The sequence below is a fragment of the Bradyrhizobium sp. genome (assembly GCF_004799445.1).
GTDB lineage: Bacteria > Pseudomonadota > Alphaproteobacteria > Rhizobiales > Xanthobacteraceae > Bradyrhizobium.
The window spans coordinates 40094-56536 of record NZ_SSNA01000169.1; the positions used below are offsets into that span (position 1 = coordinate 40094).

General features: G+C 63.9%; 19 protein-coding genes. 7 read left to right on the forward strand and 12 right to left on the reverse strand.

Features of this window, described 5'->3' with window-relative positions:
• Positions 1-2: 2 nt before the first annotated feature.
• The 3 genes from E8A46_RS21875 to E8A46_RS21885 all read left to right on the forward strand — a co-directional run bounded on the left by E8A46_RS21875 (position 3) and on the right by E8A46_RS21885 (position 2119).
• Positions 3-173, forward strand: a complete 171-nt coding sequence (locus tag E8A46_RS21875; protein WP_291565752.1) for a hypothetical protein — start codon at positions 3-5, stop codon at positions 171-173.
• A gap of 68 nt (positions 174-241) precedes the next feature.
• Complete coding sequence (locus E8A46_RS21880) at positions 242-631, forward strand: RidA family protein (protein WP_291565754.1); 390 nt, start codon at positions 242-244, stop codon at positions 629-631.
• Between the two features lie 63 nt (positions 632-694).
• The gene (locus E8A46_RS21885) at positions 695-2119 is read left to right on the forward strand and encodes a homospermidine synthase (RefSeq protein WP_291565756.1); all 1425 of its coding nucleotides are present in this window, start codon (positions 695-697) and stop codon (positions 2117-2119) included.
• A gap of 52 nt (positions 2120-2171) precedes the next feature.
• On the opposite strand, the gene E8A46_RS21890 is transcribed toward E8A46_RS21885, so the two are convergent.
• From E8A46_RS21890 to E8A46_RS21940, 11 genes are all read right to left on the reverse strand, one after another.
• The gene (locus E8A46_RS21890; protein ID WP_291565758.1) at positions 2172-3539 is read right to left on the reverse strand and encodes a hypothetical protein; all 1368 of its coding nucleotides are present in this window, start codon (positions 3537-3539) and stop codon (positions 2172-2174) included.
• 236 nt (positions 3540-3775) lie between these two features.
• Positions 3776-4522: an ankyrin repeat domain-containing protein gene (locus E8A46_RS21895; protein ID WP_291565760.1), complete on the reverse strand. Its 747-nt coding sequence runs from the start codon at positions 4520-4522 to the stop codon at positions 3776-3778.
• A gap of 194 nt (positions 4523-4716) precedes the next feature.
• A complete protein-coding gene (locus tag E8A46_RS21900) occupies positions 4717-5460 on the reverse strand; it encodes an acetoacetate decarboxylase (RefSeq protein ID WP_291565762.1) in 744 nt (247 codons plus the stop codon).
• Between the two features lie 218 nt (positions 5461-5678).
• Positions 5679-6008: a hypothetical protein gene (locus E8A46_RS21905; RefSeq protein ID WP_291565764.1), complete on the reverse strand. Its 330-nt coding sequence runs from the start codon at positions 6006-6008 to the stop codon at positions 5679-5681.
• 77 nt (positions 6009-6085) lie between these two features.
• On the reverse strand, positions 6086-7102 hold the full coding sequence (locus tag E8A46_RS21910; RefSeq protein WP_291565766.1) for a WD40 repeat domain-containing protein: 1017 nt from the start codon (positions 7100-7102) through the stop codon (positions 6086-6088).
• On the reverse strand, positions 7102-8121 hold the full coding sequence (locus tag E8A46_RS21915) for a GTP-binding protein (RefSeq protein ID WP_291565768.1): 1020 nt from the start codon (positions 8119-8121) through the stop codon (positions 7102-7104). The genes E8A46_RS21910 and E8A46_RS21915 overlap by 1 nt, the downstream gene beginning before the upstream one ends.
• A gap of 71 nt (positions 8122-8192) precedes the next feature.
• Complete coding sequence (locus E8A46_RS21920; protein ID WP_291565770.1) at positions 8193-9089, reverse strand: metal ABC transporter substrate-binding protein; 897 nt, start codon at positions 9087-9089, stop codon at positions 8193-8195.
• Between the two features lie 2 nt (positions 9090-9091).
• Positions 9092-9961: a metal ABC transporter permease gene (locus E8A46_RS21925; protein WP_291565772.1), complete on the reverse strand. Its 870-nt coding sequence runs from the start codon at positions 9959-9961 to the stop codon at positions 9092-9094.
• 20 nt (positions 9962-9981) lie between these two features.
• Entirely contained in the window at positions 9982-10740 is a 759-nt protein-coding gene (locus E8A46_RS21930; protein ID WP_291565773.1) for an ABC transporter ATP-binding protein, read from the reverse strand.
• Between the two features lie 2 nt (positions 10741-10742).
• Positions 10743-10952 (reverse strand): hypothetical protein, encoded by a 210-nt coding sequence (locus E8A46_RS21935; RefSeq protein ID WP_291565774.1) that lies wholly within the window; start codon positions 10950-10952, stop codon positions 10743-10745.
• Positions 10953-11205: 253 nt separating this feature from the next.
• The gene (locus E8A46_RS21940; RefSeq protein WP_291565775.1) at positions 11206-11802 is read right to left on the reverse strand and encodes a superoxide dismutase; all 597 of its coding nucleotides are present in this window, start codon (positions 11800-11802) and stop codon (positions 11206-11208) included.
• A 240-nt stretch (positions 11803-12042) separates the two neighbouring features.
• Between E8A46_RS21940 and E8A46_RS21945 the strand changes: the two genes are divergently transcribed.
• From E8A46_RS21945 to E8A46_RS21955, 3 genes are all read left to right on the forward strand, one after another.
• Positions 12043-12585 carry a GNAT family N-acetyltransferase gene (locus tag E8A46_RS21945; RefSeq protein ID WP_291565776.1) on the forward strand — a complete coding sequence of 181 codons (543 nt, stop codon included), beginning with the start codon at positions 12043-12045 and terminating at the stop codon, positions 12583-12585.
• Positions 12586-12680: 95 nt separating this feature from the next.
• Positions 12681-14054, forward strand: a complete 1374-nt coding sequence (locus E8A46_RS21950; RefSeq protein WP_291565778.1) for an MATE family efflux transporter — start codon at positions 12681-12683, stop codon at positions 14052-14054.
• Between the two features lie 125 nt (positions 14055-14179).
• Positions 14180-14623 carry a DUF2147 domain-containing protein gene (locus tag E8A46_RS21955; RefSeq protein ID WP_291565780.1) on the forward strand — a complete coding sequence of 148 codons (444 nt, stop codon included), beginning with the start codon at positions 14180-14182 and terminating at the stop codon, positions 14621-14623.
• Between the two features lie 18 nt (positions 14624-14641).
• Here E8A46_RS21955 and E8A46_RS21960 read toward each other — a convergent pair whose 3' ends face one another.
• Positions 14642-15793, reverse strand: coding sequence for a DUF3095 domain-containing protein (locus tag E8A46_RS21960; protein WP_291565781.1), 1152 nt, complete (start codon positions 15791-15793; stop codon positions 14642-14644).
• A gap of 247 nt (positions 15794-16040) precedes the next feature.
• Here E8A46_RS21960 and E8A46_RS21965 point away from each other — a divergent pair, with 247 nt between their 5' ends.
• On the forward strand, positions 16041-16337 hold the full coding sequence (locus tag E8A46_RS21965) for a hypothetical protein (RefSeq protein ID WP_363252315.1): 297 nt from the start codon (positions 16041-16043) through the stop codon (positions 16335-16337).
• Positions 16338-16443: the final 106 nt, after the last annotated feature.

A 16443-nucleotide genomic window follows, 5' to 3' on the forward strand; every position in this document is an offset into this window, starting at 1 on the left:
CCATGTCAGACAGTCTGCCCGCACCCGGCGATGCTGCGCGCCCGCGATTCCGCGGTATCGTCACCACCCTCCTGGTGATCATGATCGGGGTCATGATCGTCAGGGATATCCTGGCGCGCCGCTGGGGCGCTGCCACACCCCCGGCGAGCGACGTCACCCAGCGTTCCCGGTGACACTGCGGGGGTTGCGCCAACCGGCAAAAAGCCCGTAAACCGCACGAAATCCTGCAATCGAGGTCTCGATGTCCCGCCGTCTCATTTCCACCGGCTCGCCCTTTGAAAAGACCGCCGGCTACAGCCGCGCCGTGGTCGACGGAGATTTCGCCTTCGTCGCCGGCACGACCGGCTACGACTACGCCACCATGACCATGCCGGCGGATGTCACGAGCCAGACACGAAACTGCTTCAAGACCATCGAAGCCGCCTTGAAAGAAGCCGGCTTCGCGATGGCCGACATCGTCCGCGCGACCTACTACATCACCGACGCCAGGGATGCGGATGCCCATTTCGCGGTCTGCGGCGAAGTCCTCGGCGAGATTCGCCCCGCCGCAACGCTTCTGGTCGTCGCCGGTCTCTACAAACCCGAGATGAAGGTCGAGATCGAAGTCACCGCCAGGCGGCGTTCCGTCTGATCCCTCGCCCTTTTCGCTGTTTTCTCCCTTCACCTCACTTTTTCCTGTTCCGGAGACCTTGCCATGAGCCCGCCGATCCACGCGAAAATTTCCGGCCCCATTGTCATGATCGGGTTCGGCTCGATCGGCAAAGGCACGCTGCCGCTGATCGAACGGCATTTCGACTACGACAAATCGCGCCTGGTCATCATCGATCCGCATGAAGACGGCGAACTCGCCAAAGCGCACGGCGTGCGCTTCATCAAGCAGGCCGTGACCAAAGAGAACTATCGCGACGTGCTGGTGCCGCTTCTGACCGCCGGCGGCGGTCAGGGTTTTTGCGTCAATCTGTCGGTCGATACCTCCTCGGTCGATATCATGACCCTGTGCCGCGAGATCGGCGCGCTCTACATCGACACCGTCGTGGAGCCGTGGCTCGGATTCTACTTCGACAAGAACATCGGCCCCGAAAAGCGCTCCAACTACGCGCTGCGCGAGACCCTGCTCGCCGCCAAGCACAACAGCCCGGGCGGCCCGACCGCCGTCTCCACCTGCGGCGCCAATCCCGGCATGGTATCGTGGTTCGTCAAGCAGGCGCTGCTCGACATCGCCCGCGACACCGGCACGCCCTTCAACGAGCCGAAGAGCCGGGAAGGCTGGGGCCAGCTCGCCCACAAGCTCGGCGTCAAGGGCATCCATATCGCCGAACGCGACACCCAGCGCTCCAAGCGGCCGAAGCCGATGAACGTGTTCGTCAATACCTGGTCGGTGGAGGGTTTTGTTTCCGAGGGCATGCAGCCGGCCGAGCTCGGCTGGGGCACCCATGAAGCGTGGATGCCGCACAATGCCGGCATCCACAATTACGGCTGTGGCGCTGCGATCTATCTGGCGCAGCCCGGCGCCAACACCCGCGTGCGCTCGTGGTGTCCGACGCCGGGCGCGCAATATGGCTTTCTCGTCACCCATAACGAGTCGATTTCGATTGCGGACTATTTCACCGTGCGCGACGGCAGCACCGTGATCTATCGCCCGACCTGCCATTATGCCTACCACCCCGCCAACGACGCGGTGCTGTCGCTGCACGAGATATTCGGCGCCACCGGCAAGATGCAGCCGAAATGGCACATCCTGGACGAGAACGAGATCGAGGACGGGATCGACGAACTCGGCGTGCTGCTCTATGGCCACGCCAAGAACGCCTATTGGTACGGATCGCAGCTCTCGATCGAGGAAACCCGAAAGATAGCGCCCTACCAGAACGCCACCGGCATGCAAGTGTCGTCGGCGGTGCTGGCCGGCATGGTGTGGGCGCTGGAGAATCCCAATGCCGGGATCGTCGAAGCCGATGAAATGGATTTCCACCGCTGCCTTGAAATCCAGCGGCCGTATCTCGGCCCGGTGAAGGGTTTCTACACCGACTGGACACCGCTCTCCGACCGGCCCGGACTATTCCCGGAAGACATCGACACGTCGGATCCCTGGCAATTCAGGAACGTGCTGGTGCGATGAGCGAGACATCGTATCAGCCGTCGCGGAATACGATTCACAAGCGCTGGTCAGGTTACCGGCCCGGAATGCCGGCCGAGGCGCAACGCGACTCTTTCATGAGCAGCAGCGCCATCACCGTGGCAAGACTCGCGGCCAGCAGGTAGGCGGGGGACAGGTTCCAGCCGGGATCGGCCAGGATCAGATAGGAGAACAGCCCCGCCGTCGACGCGGCGAAGCCGAGCCAGGCCAGCTTGGGAAAGCGAAATCCACGCTCGCCGCGCCAAAGGTCGAGCACGAGATAGAAGCCGATAAAACTGTTGCAGAGCGCGGCTGGCAGCAAGCCCATGGCGATCCCGCGCTCGAACCCGAGATAGGACAACACGCCGTCGACCTGGGCGACCGCCGCGAGCGGTAGATAACGCGGATTGAGACAGGCCAGGGCGATGGAGGCGAGTTCGAACGCGTAGAAATAGCGGTCGTGCATCTTCGGGAGCAGGTAAGGCATCAGCATGAGAGATGCGCACGCGGCCAGCAGAATGAAGTCCGGCCCCTGTTGCCTGGAACGCACGATGAAGACCGACAAGGCAAGCCCAGCTGCCGCCGCCAGCAGGAGGCCGACGGCGACGCCGATCGCGTAGGGCGCGCCTCCCGCGAACACCCAGATGTTCGCGGCATTCATGGTGAGGCGATGGAAGGTGTCGGCTTGGTCCATATAGACCCTGAACACCGAGGCGATGGGCCTGCCGGCGACGAGAACAGGAATGGCGAGGACCACGTAAACCCCGGGAACGGCGGCGAGCCACGCCCAGTGAATCCTGCGGCGCAGCATCATGCCCACTACGAATGGCCCGAGGAAAACCGCCTGGGCCTTCACCGCGAAAGCCACGGCGAAAGGCAGAACGCCATTGCGGTCCCGCATGAACAACGACACGGACAGCAGCGTGAAGAAGGTCCAGATCGAATCGGCCTGCCCCCACACAGCGCCGTTGAAGATCACCGTCGGTGCCAGCCAAACGCCAGAGAACGCCATGGAGGCGCGCAAGGGCGCCCTGGTAGCCCGCCAGACGATCCGAGCCACCACGATCGCGCAACCGAACTCGAACACCGCCGAGATCGCCTTCACCAGCGAAAGCGGCTGGCCCAACCCGTCAAATTGGGCTGCGATCAGCAGGAGGTAGCTGTAGAACGGCGTGTAGTTGGTGAACGCTTGGCCGAGCCCGCCAACGCCGTGATCCCGAGCAAAGGCATACCAGGGGATCAGGTAGTCAACGGCGTCGGAGGTGGCGTGCTCCCGAAAGAGGTAACGGAGCGCGAGGCCGGCAAAAGCGCAGCCGACGGCTACCGCAATCGCAAGCCGCCGGCTCTCTTCCGCCGTCGCGTCAGGGTTGACGCAATCACCAGACCCGCCGGTCAAGCCGATCCCGATACTGTCTCTTGTCACACGATCACCCGTTCTTGCCGGGTCTTGGCAGGGTTCTATCGCGCGGCGAACGCGATTGTTTGCGCCGGCAATTCAGCAATATCTCTGACCGAGAGCGGGAAAGCCACATCTTTGACTGCGCGTGTCGGGTGGGCGCTGCTACCTTGTTGGGATTGCGGTCCATGACCAATGTCAGCCGCAACAACCGTCGCTGATGATCCCGTGCGGACTGCGATCAGGCGAGGCGGGCGCTGGGGTCAGGCGCCCTTCTTGCCGCGGGCCGCACCCTTTTCGAGCAGCCAAGCCACAACATCGCTGCGTGCCGCCTTCTCCGCGACGTCGAGCGGCGTTTGCCCTGACCAAGGCGCGGGCCAGTTGAGATCGGCACCGTGCGCCAGCAGGTACTGCGCGGTGCCGAGTTGCCCGCCATGGCAGGCGTTCCAGAACGGTCCCGAAAGCGCCTCGGGTCGTGGCGCCGGCTCGGATTCGAGTCGACGCATGATCGCCGGCATCAGCCCAAGTGCCGCTTCGTGCCAGAGCAGGGTTCGCGCGCCGCGCTCGACCAGCCGCCGCGCCGCCGCCCATTGGCCGTAGCCAACGGCCGAGGACAAGGGCGGACCACCATCAATCGATGACCCTTCATGCTCGACATCGGCGCCAGCGTCGAGCTGGGCATCGATCAGCACCACATCGTCGTTGCTCGCCGCCCAATGCAGCGGCGTTTCCCGGTGCCGCATGCCGACGGCCGGCGCGTCGAGATCGGAGCCGGCCGCGGCGAGCGTCTGCACGATCGCGGCGGCGTTCGGAGCGTGCCCGGGCCAATCGGCGAACAGATGCAGCAGCGTCCGCCCGCCGCCTTCGGGATTCTCGACCACGCAGTCGGCGAGCCCTGGCTCGGCCGCAAGCAGCCGGCTCAGCAGCTCTACCTCGCCTTGCTTGAGCGCTGCCGTGACTTCCATGGCAAGCGGCTCATCGCTTCTCAGCCTGCGGGAATCGGTGCTCATCGCCGGCTATCCTCGTGCGAAAACAGATCGGGGAACCCGCCGGCAGGCCGGTCATTGCCGATGACGGCGAAGCCGATCGCCATTTCGGTTCACCTCCACACAGATGCGTCCGATTCCCGATAGTGAATGCGCTATTCTGATTATTTCGTGGCAAATGGTATGGCCGCGCTTATGCGCCAAAGCTGCGAACTCGACTACTTCGCCAGATAATCGAACGCCACGGTCCCGAGCCCGAGCGTGAGGTCGGCCTTGAAATGCGTGGCCGAGAGCACCTCGCGCACCGGCAGCCGCCGCGCCACGTCCGCGAGCGCGTGCGGGAACAGGCCGAGCGCCGCCGGGCCGGTCCAGGCCTCCTTCAAGACGATGTCCTCGAGATGGAAGCGCACCAGTTCGCAGATCCGGGGAGACCCATCGACATGCGGAATGATCTTCAGGATGAAATTCGGCGCTTGCATCCCCTTCACCACGATGTCGTGATCGACGGGACGATGCTTGTACCCCATCGTGCCGGAGGCGCAGAGCACCGAACCGTAGTGCAGCGTTCCGACCAGCACGTCGCTCTCGACTTCGATCTTCGGCGTCGCCCGCTTCTTGGGAAATCCCCAGAGCTCGCGGCCACCCGCGATCGGCGCATCGTCGTCGAGATACATCGCATGGGTATAGACACCCTCCTCGCCGTTCAGGCGGACCGGGATCACCTGTCCGGTTTCGGTGTAATCGCCGAAACCCGTTGAATCGGGCATGCGGATGAATTCGTACTTGACGATCGGCTCGGTGATTTCCAGCGGCTCCGGCACCACGGCGGCGAGCGCTTCCGGGTCGGTACGATAGGCGATGACGAAATATTCACGGTTGAAAAAGCGATAGGGCCCCGGCGGGAACGATGGGCTGGTCAGCGGCATCGAATAGGCGGTTCGCCTGACATCGTCGATCTTCATCCGTACAGCCCCCGCGTCATCGGTGCATTGTCACGATGGCGGATTATGCGGCAGCAAGGTGACACAAGCGAGACTGTAGAATCGGCAGCGAAGTCAAAATGGCGTTAGACGTCGCGTTCCGTCATTCCGCGATGGCCGGTGACTCGTTCGCCACGACCGCCGCGGAATACTGGACGTCAAGCTTTCGCGGGGCGCATGACGGAGAATCCCGGTTGGCGCTATTTTTGCTGAATCGGCGGCGCGATCTTTTCAGCTGGAGCCGGCGGCAACGTAGGGGCTGCGCCTGTCGTCTGGGCGGCGGCATTTGGCTGGGCGGGTTCGGGCGCCGGCGTGGTCGGACGCGCGCCGCCGGGCTTCGACTCGGCCGGCTCGCCGTTCGGTGCGGCCGCAGGCGAGGCTTGCAAGGGTTGCGTCGCTTGCGCCATCTGGACGTTGCTCTTCGCAAGCTCCATCAGCGAAACGCCGGATAAAACAAGTCCCGCCGTCACCAATAGAGCCGCGAGAAGGAAATCCTTACCTAAGGCGCGATTTCTTTGGTTCGGGTTCATGATGATCAGCCCTCGTTGGCAGGAACAACGAAGGCTGGGGCGCATTGTTCCCCGGTAACGCCGCCAGGACCCGACCGCTACAGTGGCAGCAGACCTGCGTCGCCCTCCTCGTCGGCGAACGCCAGTAGTGTGCCCTTCGTATTCCAGGCCAGCGCCGCGACCGGCACGGTACCGTTGCGGCGGACCAGAATTTCCGCCCCGTCGGCCAGCCGCACCATCAGAATGGTGCCGTCGCCATAGCCGGCGGCGAGGATGTCCTGCTTCGGGTGGCAGGCAACCGCGCTGACGCGGGCCTGCAATGGCGCCAGCATCGCGGGCTCCTTCCCCATCGGGCCGTCCTTGCTGGCGAACGGCCACATGATGACGGTGTCGGCGCCCGACGTCGCCAGCCCCTTGCCGCCGGCGCTCCACGACATCGACCGGACGCGGCCGGGATAGCCGGTCATGCGCATGTGCCTGTTGTCGGCGAGCCGCCAGCCATGCAGCGCCGGCTCGTGCATCGCGGTGACCAGGAATTTGTTGTCGGGGCTGAAGGTGACGGCAAGATGCGAGCCCGCCCATTCCAGAACGTCCGCCGTCGCCACCATGTTGGGAAACCACAACGTCACGCCGTTATAATGCGCGATCGCCAGCCGCAGGCCCTTCGGCGCAAACGCCAGACCCCCGACCGTTGAGGGCACGTCGAAGGATTTGTCTTCGGCCTTGCCGCTGCGCACGAAAGCGGTTTTGCCGGCCGACCACGCCACGGCGCCATCGGGATGCAGCGCGACATTGTCGATCCAGCGCCGTTTGGCGTCGGTCGCCAGCAGCGTGACCTCGCCTTTGGCATCGAGCGCGACGAGCTTGCCGTCATCGCCGCCCATGACGATGCGGGCCCCGTCGGATGCGGCGCACAGGATGCCGCCGGCATGAACGGCAACCTTGGAAATCTCCGCCTCGCCGTTGACAAGGAAAACACTTTCCTCGGCGCCGACGAAGGCCGCCCGGTCGCCGAGAAAGTGCACGGCAACAACGGGCGCACCGATCTTCACCGGGCGCACCTGGTCGGTGACGGAAATGATGGAGGCGGATTCGCCGGGATCGAACGCTGTCATCACGTGGTGATACAGCGCTCGAAACCGTCGCGAATCATCTGCTCGGGCAATTCGCGGCCGATGAAGACGAGACGGCTCTGGCGCGCCTCGCCGTCCTTCCAGGCGCGCTGGTGATCGCCTTCCAGCATCATGTGCACGCCCTGGAAGACGTAGCGGTCGTCGTCGTCGCTGAAGGAGAGGATTCCCTTCGAGCGCAGGATCTTCTGACCCTCGCTGGCGACCAGCTCCTGCAGCCAGGGCATGAACTTGGTGGCGTCGAGCGGCTTGTCTGATCGCAGCGACAGCGACTGCATGTCCTCGTCATGGTAATGTTTCAGGCCGCCGTGGCCGTGATCGTGATCATGATGATCGTGGCCATCGCCGGCGTCGAGAAATTCCGGCTCCAGTTCAAGAATGCGGTCGAGATCGAACGCGCCGCGCTCCAGCACGTCCGACAGCGCGACCTGGCAGCGCTCGGTGCGATGCAGCTTGGCGTAAGGGTTGATGGCCCTGATCCGCGCCTCGACCTCGGCCAGTTCGGCCTTGGAGACGAGATCGGTCTTGTTGAGCACGATGACGTCGGCGAATGCGATCTGGTTCTTGGCCTCCGGCGCGTCCTTCAAACGGTCGCTCAGCCATTTCGCATCGGCCACCGTCACCACCGCATCCAGCCGGGCGTTCTTCTGCACGTCCTCGTCGACGAAAAAGGTCTGCGCCACCGGCGCCGGATCGGCCAAACCAGTGGTCTCGACGATGATGGCGTCGAATTTCCCCTTGCGCTTCATCAGACCATCGAGGATGCGCACGAGATCGCCGCGCACGGTGCAGCAGACGCAGCCATTGTTCATCTCGAACACTTCTTCGTCGGCACCGATGATCAAATCATTGTCGATGCCGATCTCGCCGAACTCGTTGACGATGACGGCGTATTTCTTGCCGTGGTTTTCCGACAGGATACGGTTGAGCAGCGTGGTCTTGCCGGCGCCGAGATAACCCGTCAGCACGGTCACGGGAATTTTTTGGGACGTCAATTCTGGCATGGTGGCTCCGAAAAACGCGACTATATTGCGAGGCGCTGGGATTTGGCGCGGCAACAGGGAGGGCCCCTGCCCTAATCGGCCAGCGCGCTGGTCAGAGCCTTTATATTGTGCCTGACCATGTCAATGTAAGTGGGGGCATCGCCCTTTTCGGCCGTCAAACTATCGGAAAACAGCGTCCCGCCGACCCTGGCGCCGGTCTCAGCCGATATCCGTCGGATCAGGCGGGGATCGCTGATATTTTCAAGAAAAACAGCCGGAATTTTTTCGGTTTTGATCTGGGTGATGATTCCGGCGATGTCGCGGGCGCTGGCCTCCGATTCGGTGGAAACGCCGAGCGGCGCGATGAACCGGATGCCGTAGGCCGCGGCAAAATAGCCGAAAGCATCATGGGTCGAGATCACCTTGCGGCGGTTTTCCGGAATTTGCGTGACCGCTGCCCGCACCTCGCGGTCGAGCGCATCGAGCCTTGCCAGATAGGCTTCCGCTTGGCTTCGAAAAGCCTCGGCATCGGCCGGGTCGGCGGCGGCCAGCGCATCGCGAATATTGGCGACATAGTTTTTCGCGTTGGCCACGGATTGCCAGGCGTGAGGATCGGCGCCGGAGCCTGACTTGAGCGGCGCGATGCCCCGGGTCGCCGTGACGATCGGCGCCTTGCCGCCTGAAGCCTGCAAAAGCCGCGGCAGCCAGCCCTCAAGGCCGAGACCGTTGATGACAAGCAGCTTTGCATCGGCGATCTTCCGGGCGTCCGCCGGCGCCGGCGCATAAACGTGCACGTCGCCGTCGGGGCCGACCAGCGAGGTCACCTCGACGCGTTCGCCGCCGACATTTTTCACGAAATCGCCGAGGATCGAGAAGCTCGCAACGACCTTCAGGGGATCTTGCAGCCGGTCCTGCGCGCGCAGGGTGACAGCCGGCATCGCCAGTGCCAGACAGATCAACCCCAGTTGAAAACACCGCGCCACGCGCATGACTACGCCTCGAGATGGCGGCCGGGAAACATCTGCCTGATGACGCCGCGGACGTTGCCGAACAGGATCGAGCCGACATAGAGCACGGTTGCCACCAGAATGATCGCCGGGCCCGACGGCACCCTGGTCTGGAACGACAGCACCAGTCCGGCATAGCCCGAGACCATCGCGCTTGCGACCGCGATGCAGATCATGCCGGTGATATCGCGCGACCAGAACCGCGCAATCGCCGCGGGCAGGATCATCAACCCCACCGCCAGCAGGGTGCCGAGCGCCTGAAAGCCGTTGACGAGGTTGACGACGACCAGCGCGAGAAACGCCAGATGCGCCGGCGCGCCGGCCCGGCTCACGGTGCGCAGAAACAACGGATCGACGCTTTCGATCACCAGCGGGCGGTAGATCACCGCCAGCACGACAAGGGTGAGAGTCGCGTTGAACGCGATCACCAGCAGGGTCGGGTCGTCCATCGCCAGGATGTTGCCGAACAGCACATGCAAGAGATCGATATTGGTGCCCTTGATCGAAACAATGGTCACGCCGAGCGCAAGCGACGCCAGATAGAACGTGGCCAGCGAGGCGTCTTCCTTCAGCTCGGTGGTGCGCGCCACGACGCCGGCCAGAATCGCAACCGCAAAGCCGGCGATCAACCCGCCTGCCGTCATCGCGAACAAATTGAGGCCCGACAGCAAAAAGCCGATCGCCGCACCCGGCAGGATGGCATGCGCCATGGCGTCGCCGACCAGGCTCATTCGTCGCAGCATCAGGAACACGCCGATTGGCGCGCCGCCCAGCGCAAGCGCGATCACGGCCGCCAGCGCCCGGCGCATGAATTCGAATTCGACAAAGGGCGCGATCAGCGCGTCATAGATCATCGCAGCATGGATCCATGATTTCAGGCGGCCCGTGAAGGCACTTCGTCGGCAGCGCAGGCGGCGGCGCTGTCGTCGAAGGCTTCGCACATCCGGCGCGCTTCCTTGAGGTTCTCCGCCGTCAGCACCTCGGAGGTGGTCCCCCAGGCGACCTCTCCCCGGGCCAGCAGCAGGGTTTCGGGAAAATGGGCACGCACGAGGTCCATGTCGTGCAGCGCGGCGAGCACGGTACGCTGCTCGGCATGCCAGCGCTGAACCAGCGCCAGCAGATCGGCCGAGGTCTTGGCGTCGATGGCGTTGAACGGTTCATCGAGCACGATCAGGCGCGCGTCCTGCAACAGCACCCGCGCAAACAACATGCGCTGCATCTGCCCGCCGGACAGCGTGCCGATGGTGCGGTTTTCGAAGCCGCTGAGGCCGACGGCCGCGAGCGCCCGCGCAATCCGGTCGCGCGCGTCCTTGCCCATGCCGCCGAAAAACCCGGTTTGGCGCCACAGCCCGGTGCCGACGAAATCAAACACCGAGATCGGAAAGCTGCGGTCGATATCCAGGGTTTGCGGCAGATAGGCGATTTCCCTGACATCGAGATCGCCCGTCAGAATCGTGCCCGCCAGGGGTTTGACGATGCCGACGATGCCTCGAAACAGCGTCGACTTGCCGGCGCCGTTCGGGCCGACGATCGCAAGCAGCGCGCCGGGCGCGACTTCACCGTCAAGGTGATGCACCGCCGGATGCCGGTCATAGCCCAGCGTGACGTCGCGAAATTGCAATTGGGCTGCCATGCTTACCTCATCGCCAGCCAGACGACGGCCCAAAGCGCGGCGCTGACCGCGATCGCGGCAGCGAGCCGGGAGATCACGGTCATGCGCAGGATCGACCAGGCTACCGCCTGCGCCGGATGCGGCGAAGCCGGCCCGTGGCTGTGGGCGAGCCCGTGGTCATGGACGTGCCCGTGGTCGTGGATGTGAGCGTGCGGCTGGGGGGTGGGCGTCATGGACAAATGTTATATTATAACATAACGGGAGTCCACCGAGGCCACCCGGCTCTATCGCCGCTCGGTCTTTATTTTTGGGGCGCTTTCCTGCCACGCCCCGTATCTATCCCGCATCGATCCGCGCGACCGGCTCGCCGGGAATCGCTTCCGGTTTCACGTCAGTCGGCGATCCAGCAAGCACCACAAAATACCACGACAAACGAAAAGGGCGGCAGTTGAACGCTGCCGCCCTTTGGATCTGCAGCCGGAAAGATCAGGCTTTCGAGAACAACTGGTCGACATATTCCCAGTTGACGAGATGATCGACGAACGCCTTCAGATAATCCGGGCGGCGATTGCGATAGTCGATGTAGTAGGAATGCTCCCAGACGTCGACGCCGAGGATCGGCGTGGCGCCATGCACCAGCGGGTTTTCGCCGTTGGGGGTCTTGGATATTTCGAGCTTGCCGTTCTTCACCGACAGCCAGGCCCAGCCTGAACCGAACTGGCCGACGCCGGCGGCGGCGAAATCGGTCTTGAATTTCTCGAACCCGCCGAGGTCCTCGGTGATCTTCTTTTCCAAACGGCCGGGCAACTTGCTGCCGCCGCCGTTCGGCTTCATCCAGTTCCAGAAATGCAGGTGGTTGTAGTGCTGGCCGGCATTGTTGAAGAGCGGCGCATTCTTGCCGAACGAGCCCTTGACGATCTCCTCGAGGGACTTGCCCTCGAATTCGGTCCCCTTCAAGAGATTGTTGCCGTTGGTCACATAGGCTTGGTGATGCTTGTCGTGATGATATTCCAGCGTTTCCTTCGACATATGGGGCGCAAGCGCGTCATAGGCATAGGGAAGGTTGGGAAGCGTGAAGGTCATGGGGTGATGTCCGAAATGATGGGAGACGTGGCTTAACGAGAACCCTTATAGAAGGTTCCATCGGTGTTAAACACCGCAATTTGGGATGATCAGGCCGCCCGGCCCGCAAAGGCGCCGAGCGGATCGTCTCGCGGGATAATTTCTTCGTGACCTGGAATTTGGCCTGCTTTGGCACCGGAGTCGGTAATTTGCCGCGCGCCCTGCGCCTATCAAGGGCGCGCGCAGCGCGAGGTGGGTGAAATGAGCATCGAGATCGACATTCTGAACGGCAACCAATCCTGGCCGCTGGCAAAGCCGTTGTTCGAGGCGGTCTGGCCGCGAGACGTCGTCGAAAAGCTGCCCTGGGGCCACATCAAATGGGCCAATGCCGACCTTCGCGCGCTGATCGAGGCGCCCCACGAACAGCCCGAGGGCGGCCTTGCCTGTCACGTGGGAATCTACTTCAGGACGGTGACCTGGAACGGCCGCAAGGTTGATATCGGCGGCATCGGCGGTGTCTCGACCCGCGTCGATTGTCGCCGCCGCGGCTATGCCAGCATCGCGCTCAATGCAGCCGTCCAGACCATGCGCGATCACGAGGCCGTTCAATTCGCGCTTCTGTTCTGCGAACCGCATAATTCCGCCTTCTACCAATCGCGCGGCTGGCACCGGTTTACTGGCGACATCCTCGCCGAGCAACCGGACGGAAAAATCCGCTTCGAGGCCATGGCGCCCCATGTCTTCGATCTCGGGCGGCGCGCGCCGCTGCAAGGCACCATCGACCTATGCGGCCTGCCCTGGTGACCCCTGCACCGGCCGGGGTGGCATTCGCTTTGGCCCGGTCCATAATATGTCGATCATAATCTAATTCCGCCCAGGACCAGGCCTCACGGTGACGCATGACCATTGACGCCCCGCTCGACGCGCCTGCGCTCAGCGCCCCCCTGAACAGCCTCGTGACATCGCCGATCCTGCCGACGCTGTTGCGGCTCGCGCTTCCCAACACGGTCGCCATGTTCGGCTCCACGCTGGTCGCGGTGGCGGAAACCTCCTACATCGGCCGGCTCGGCATCGAGCCGCTGGCGGCGATCGCGCTGGTGTTTCCGTTCGCCATGCTCACGCAGATGATGTCGGCGGGCGCCATGGGCGGCGGGGTCTCCTCGGCGGTCAGCCGCGCGCTCGGGGCTGGCGACCACGACCGAGCGGCCAGCCTCGCGCTGCACGCCGCGATCATCGGCGTCGGCGGCGGGCTGTTCTTTACGGTGATGATGCTGCTGTTCGGCCGGCACTGCTTCGCGATGCTGGGCGGGCAAGGTGCGGTCCTCGACCAAGCCTGTGACTATTCGAACGTGCTGTTTTCCGGCGCAATCGCGATCTGGCTGGTCAACACGCTGGCATCGGTACTGCGCGGCACCGGCGACATGCGATTGCCCTCGGTCATCCTGATCGCCGCGGCGATGGTTCAGATCATCGTTGGCGGCACGCTGGGACTGGGCTTGTTCGGTGTGCCGCAGTTTGGAATGCGCGGCGTTGCCGCGGGCCAGCTCACGGCGTTCTCGTTGGGGGCCGCATTTCTGCTGTGGTATCTCGCCAGCGGCCGCAGCCGGCTGAGACTGAAGTTTTCCGCCTTCAGGTTCCAACGCGGTATGTTCATCGATATCCTGAAAGTCGGCGCGATCGCCTGCCTGTCGCCGCTGCAAAGCGTGCTGACGATCCTGATTTTCACCAGGATCGTCGCCGGCTTCGGCACCGAGACGCTGGCCGGCTACGGCATGGGTTCACGGCTTGAATTTCTATTGACGCCGATTGCCTTTGCGATCGGCGTCGCCTCCGTGCCGATGGTGGGGATGGCGATCGGCGCCGGCCTCGTGACGCGGGCGCGCCAGGTCGCATGGACCGCCGCCGCCATGGCCGGCCTGACCGTCGGCCTGGTTGGATGGGTGGTGGCGGTCAAACCCGCGCTCTGGGTGTCCCTGTTCACGACAGATCCCGGCGTCACGGCTGCGGCAAATTCCTATTTCGCATGGGCGGGGCCCACCTTCGCCTTTTTCGGGGTCGGCGCCAGCCTCTATTTCGCCTCGCAGGGGGCCGCAAAGGTCGGAGGTCCGGTGCTGGCCTACACCGCGCGGCTGGCAATGGTCGCGATCGGCGGATGGTGGCTGGCCACCATCGATGCCCCGGCCTGGACGCTGTTCGCCCTGGTCGGCGCCGGCATGATCGTGCTGGGCCTCGGCACCGCGCTGTCGGTTCGGCTGGCCCGCTGGGGTAAATGACCGCTTTGCGCGGCCCGCACCCACGCGAGGTGGAAGAGATCTGCAAAGCGCCCGGCGACCGCAGATATGGCATTGCACAAATGTGAATTATTGTTATGCAAGCCCGTTCTCTGCGAGAGGGGCCGATGACGTACAGGCTAGCTATTTTTGTTATATTTTTGGCGGCGATGTTTGCCGCGGCGCCGGCAAGAGCCCAGGCTGGGGCCGGACCTGACGGGATCTGGCTGACGCAGGCGGGCGATGCAAAGGTGCGCGTCAGCAAATGCGGCGGAGGGATTTGCGGGGTCGTGGTCTGGCTGAGGGACCCGATCGATCCCGCCACCGGAAAGCCGCAGGTTGACGACAAAAACCCCAACCCGGCCCTGGCGCGGCGCCGCGTCATCGGGCTTCCGCTGTTCTCCGGCATGCGGCCCGCCGGTCCGAACAAATGGTCCGGCCAGATCTACAACGCCGATGACGGCAAGACCTACGCAAGCCATATCTCCGTTGCCGGACCGGCGACCTTGAGGGTCGAAGGCTGCGTCGGCGGGCTCTGTGGCGGCGAAGACTGGTCGCGAGCCTCGCAGTAGGCGGCAGCCGAGACGCCGTCAGGCCGCCGTTGCCTTCAGCGCCGTCGCCGCCGAGGCATAGCCGCCCCGCGCGCCGTCGATGAAGTGCACATGGTCGCTGCGAAGCGCCGACGGCGTAAAGCAGGTCATCATCGCGGCATCCTGCCGGTGCAAGCCATATCTTGCGATGCCGGCCGAAGCAGCCATAGCGAGCCGCTCGGTCAGCACGCGCTCCAGCTCCGGCGTGCAATCGAGGACCATACGCAATCCATCGTCGTATTTGCGGAAGTCGGAATTCTCCACCACCTGCTGCACGTAGGCTTTCGGCACAAAGCCGCCGACCTTGATGCCAAAGCGCATGATCAAATAGGCAAACAGCGTATGCGCGAGCACGCCGGCGCGCCGCCTGAACAGTGACCCTCCGCGCCGCGCACGCGCCTCGAATTCGACGCCCTGCGGCGGCCAGCGAAGCGGCGGGCCGCCCGGCGGCACCGGCCGCCCGGAATCAGGGCTGCGCTCGACCTGCGCGGTGACGTCTTCGATCAGCTTGCGAAACGCGGAAGCGTCGGCGCCTTGCGCCGGCACCACCAGCACCGAGAGGATGAGACCGCGCACGGAGGGAATTTCCTCGAACCGGCACGAAAGCCCGGAAAGATCGGGCTGTGTGCCTGGCGGCGCCGTCGGCACGGCGAACTCGCCGCGCTTCATCGCGGCTTCGGCCCAGCCGAGACCGCCGCCGGAAAACATCGCATAGGACAGATTCGGCGACGGACCGAACCGTGCCACGCGGACGTCGAGGCCCTGGGCGCGCATGGCTGCGATCGGCACCAGCGCAACCCGCATCACGAGGTCAAGGTCGTCCTTGACCCAGCTCGCGGTCGCCGCCAGGGCCTCGCGGGCGCGCTCGACATCGTCCGGCGCCACGGCAAAGCTTGCGCCGTCGCCGCCGAACACGAACGGAAATTCGCGCCCATCGAGGGCATTGGTGACGGCCGCGATGACCGCGGCGCCGGCCATATTGACCGCCTTGTAGCGCGCTTCCGCAATCGCCCTGGTCGATTCCACGATATCGGCGACACCGATACTCCAGTGATCCGGCAGCCGCGAATAGAGCGCCGGGTCCATCAGGCGGGCGAACCCGCGAAACACCGGAATGCTGCCGTAGAACGTTTCGCTACCGAGCGTGGTCATTGGCGGGGGATCGTCCGGAATTTGCAATCGTCAAGCAGATACGCATGAGTTTGAAGATGGGTTCGCGGGCCGATCCAGTGGCGCGCCTCATGATTGATCGGGATCAAATCATCGGGGGCGAAAGCAGGTAAAAAGAACCCTATTCCGATGATCGGCGGATTTGAAGGTGCCTGAGCCTCCCAAAAAGCGTCCAGACCAGCCGATTCGTCGTCCGACTTCAGCTCGCGATGCGGTTAGCGCCGTGAAGATGTCGGAAAAACTGACCGCGGAAATCGACGCATGGGCTGAGGCCCATGGCATGGTCCGGTCCGACGCCATTTGTCAGCTGGTTATGCTCGGGCTGAGCGTCAGGCCAGCGGACGTCGGTCCGGCCGCCGCCCCGGGCGACCCTGCCAAGCTCAAGGACCTGGCAGCCAGGCAGATCAGCCAATTGCTCGATCCATCGCTTCCCGCTGCCGAACGCGAACGCCGCATCCGCCGGCTTATTGAGGGGCCGCCTGAATTCTCGGCCGAGCGCAAAGACCTGCCGAAGCCGAGAAAATAGACCGAAAGCTCTCGCCAATTCCGTAGCTCGTTCCGCGCTGGCCGCGCTAGAGCCTTTTCCGTTCCGATTGAATCGGACCGGAGGCTCTAGCTTTATGTTTTGACGC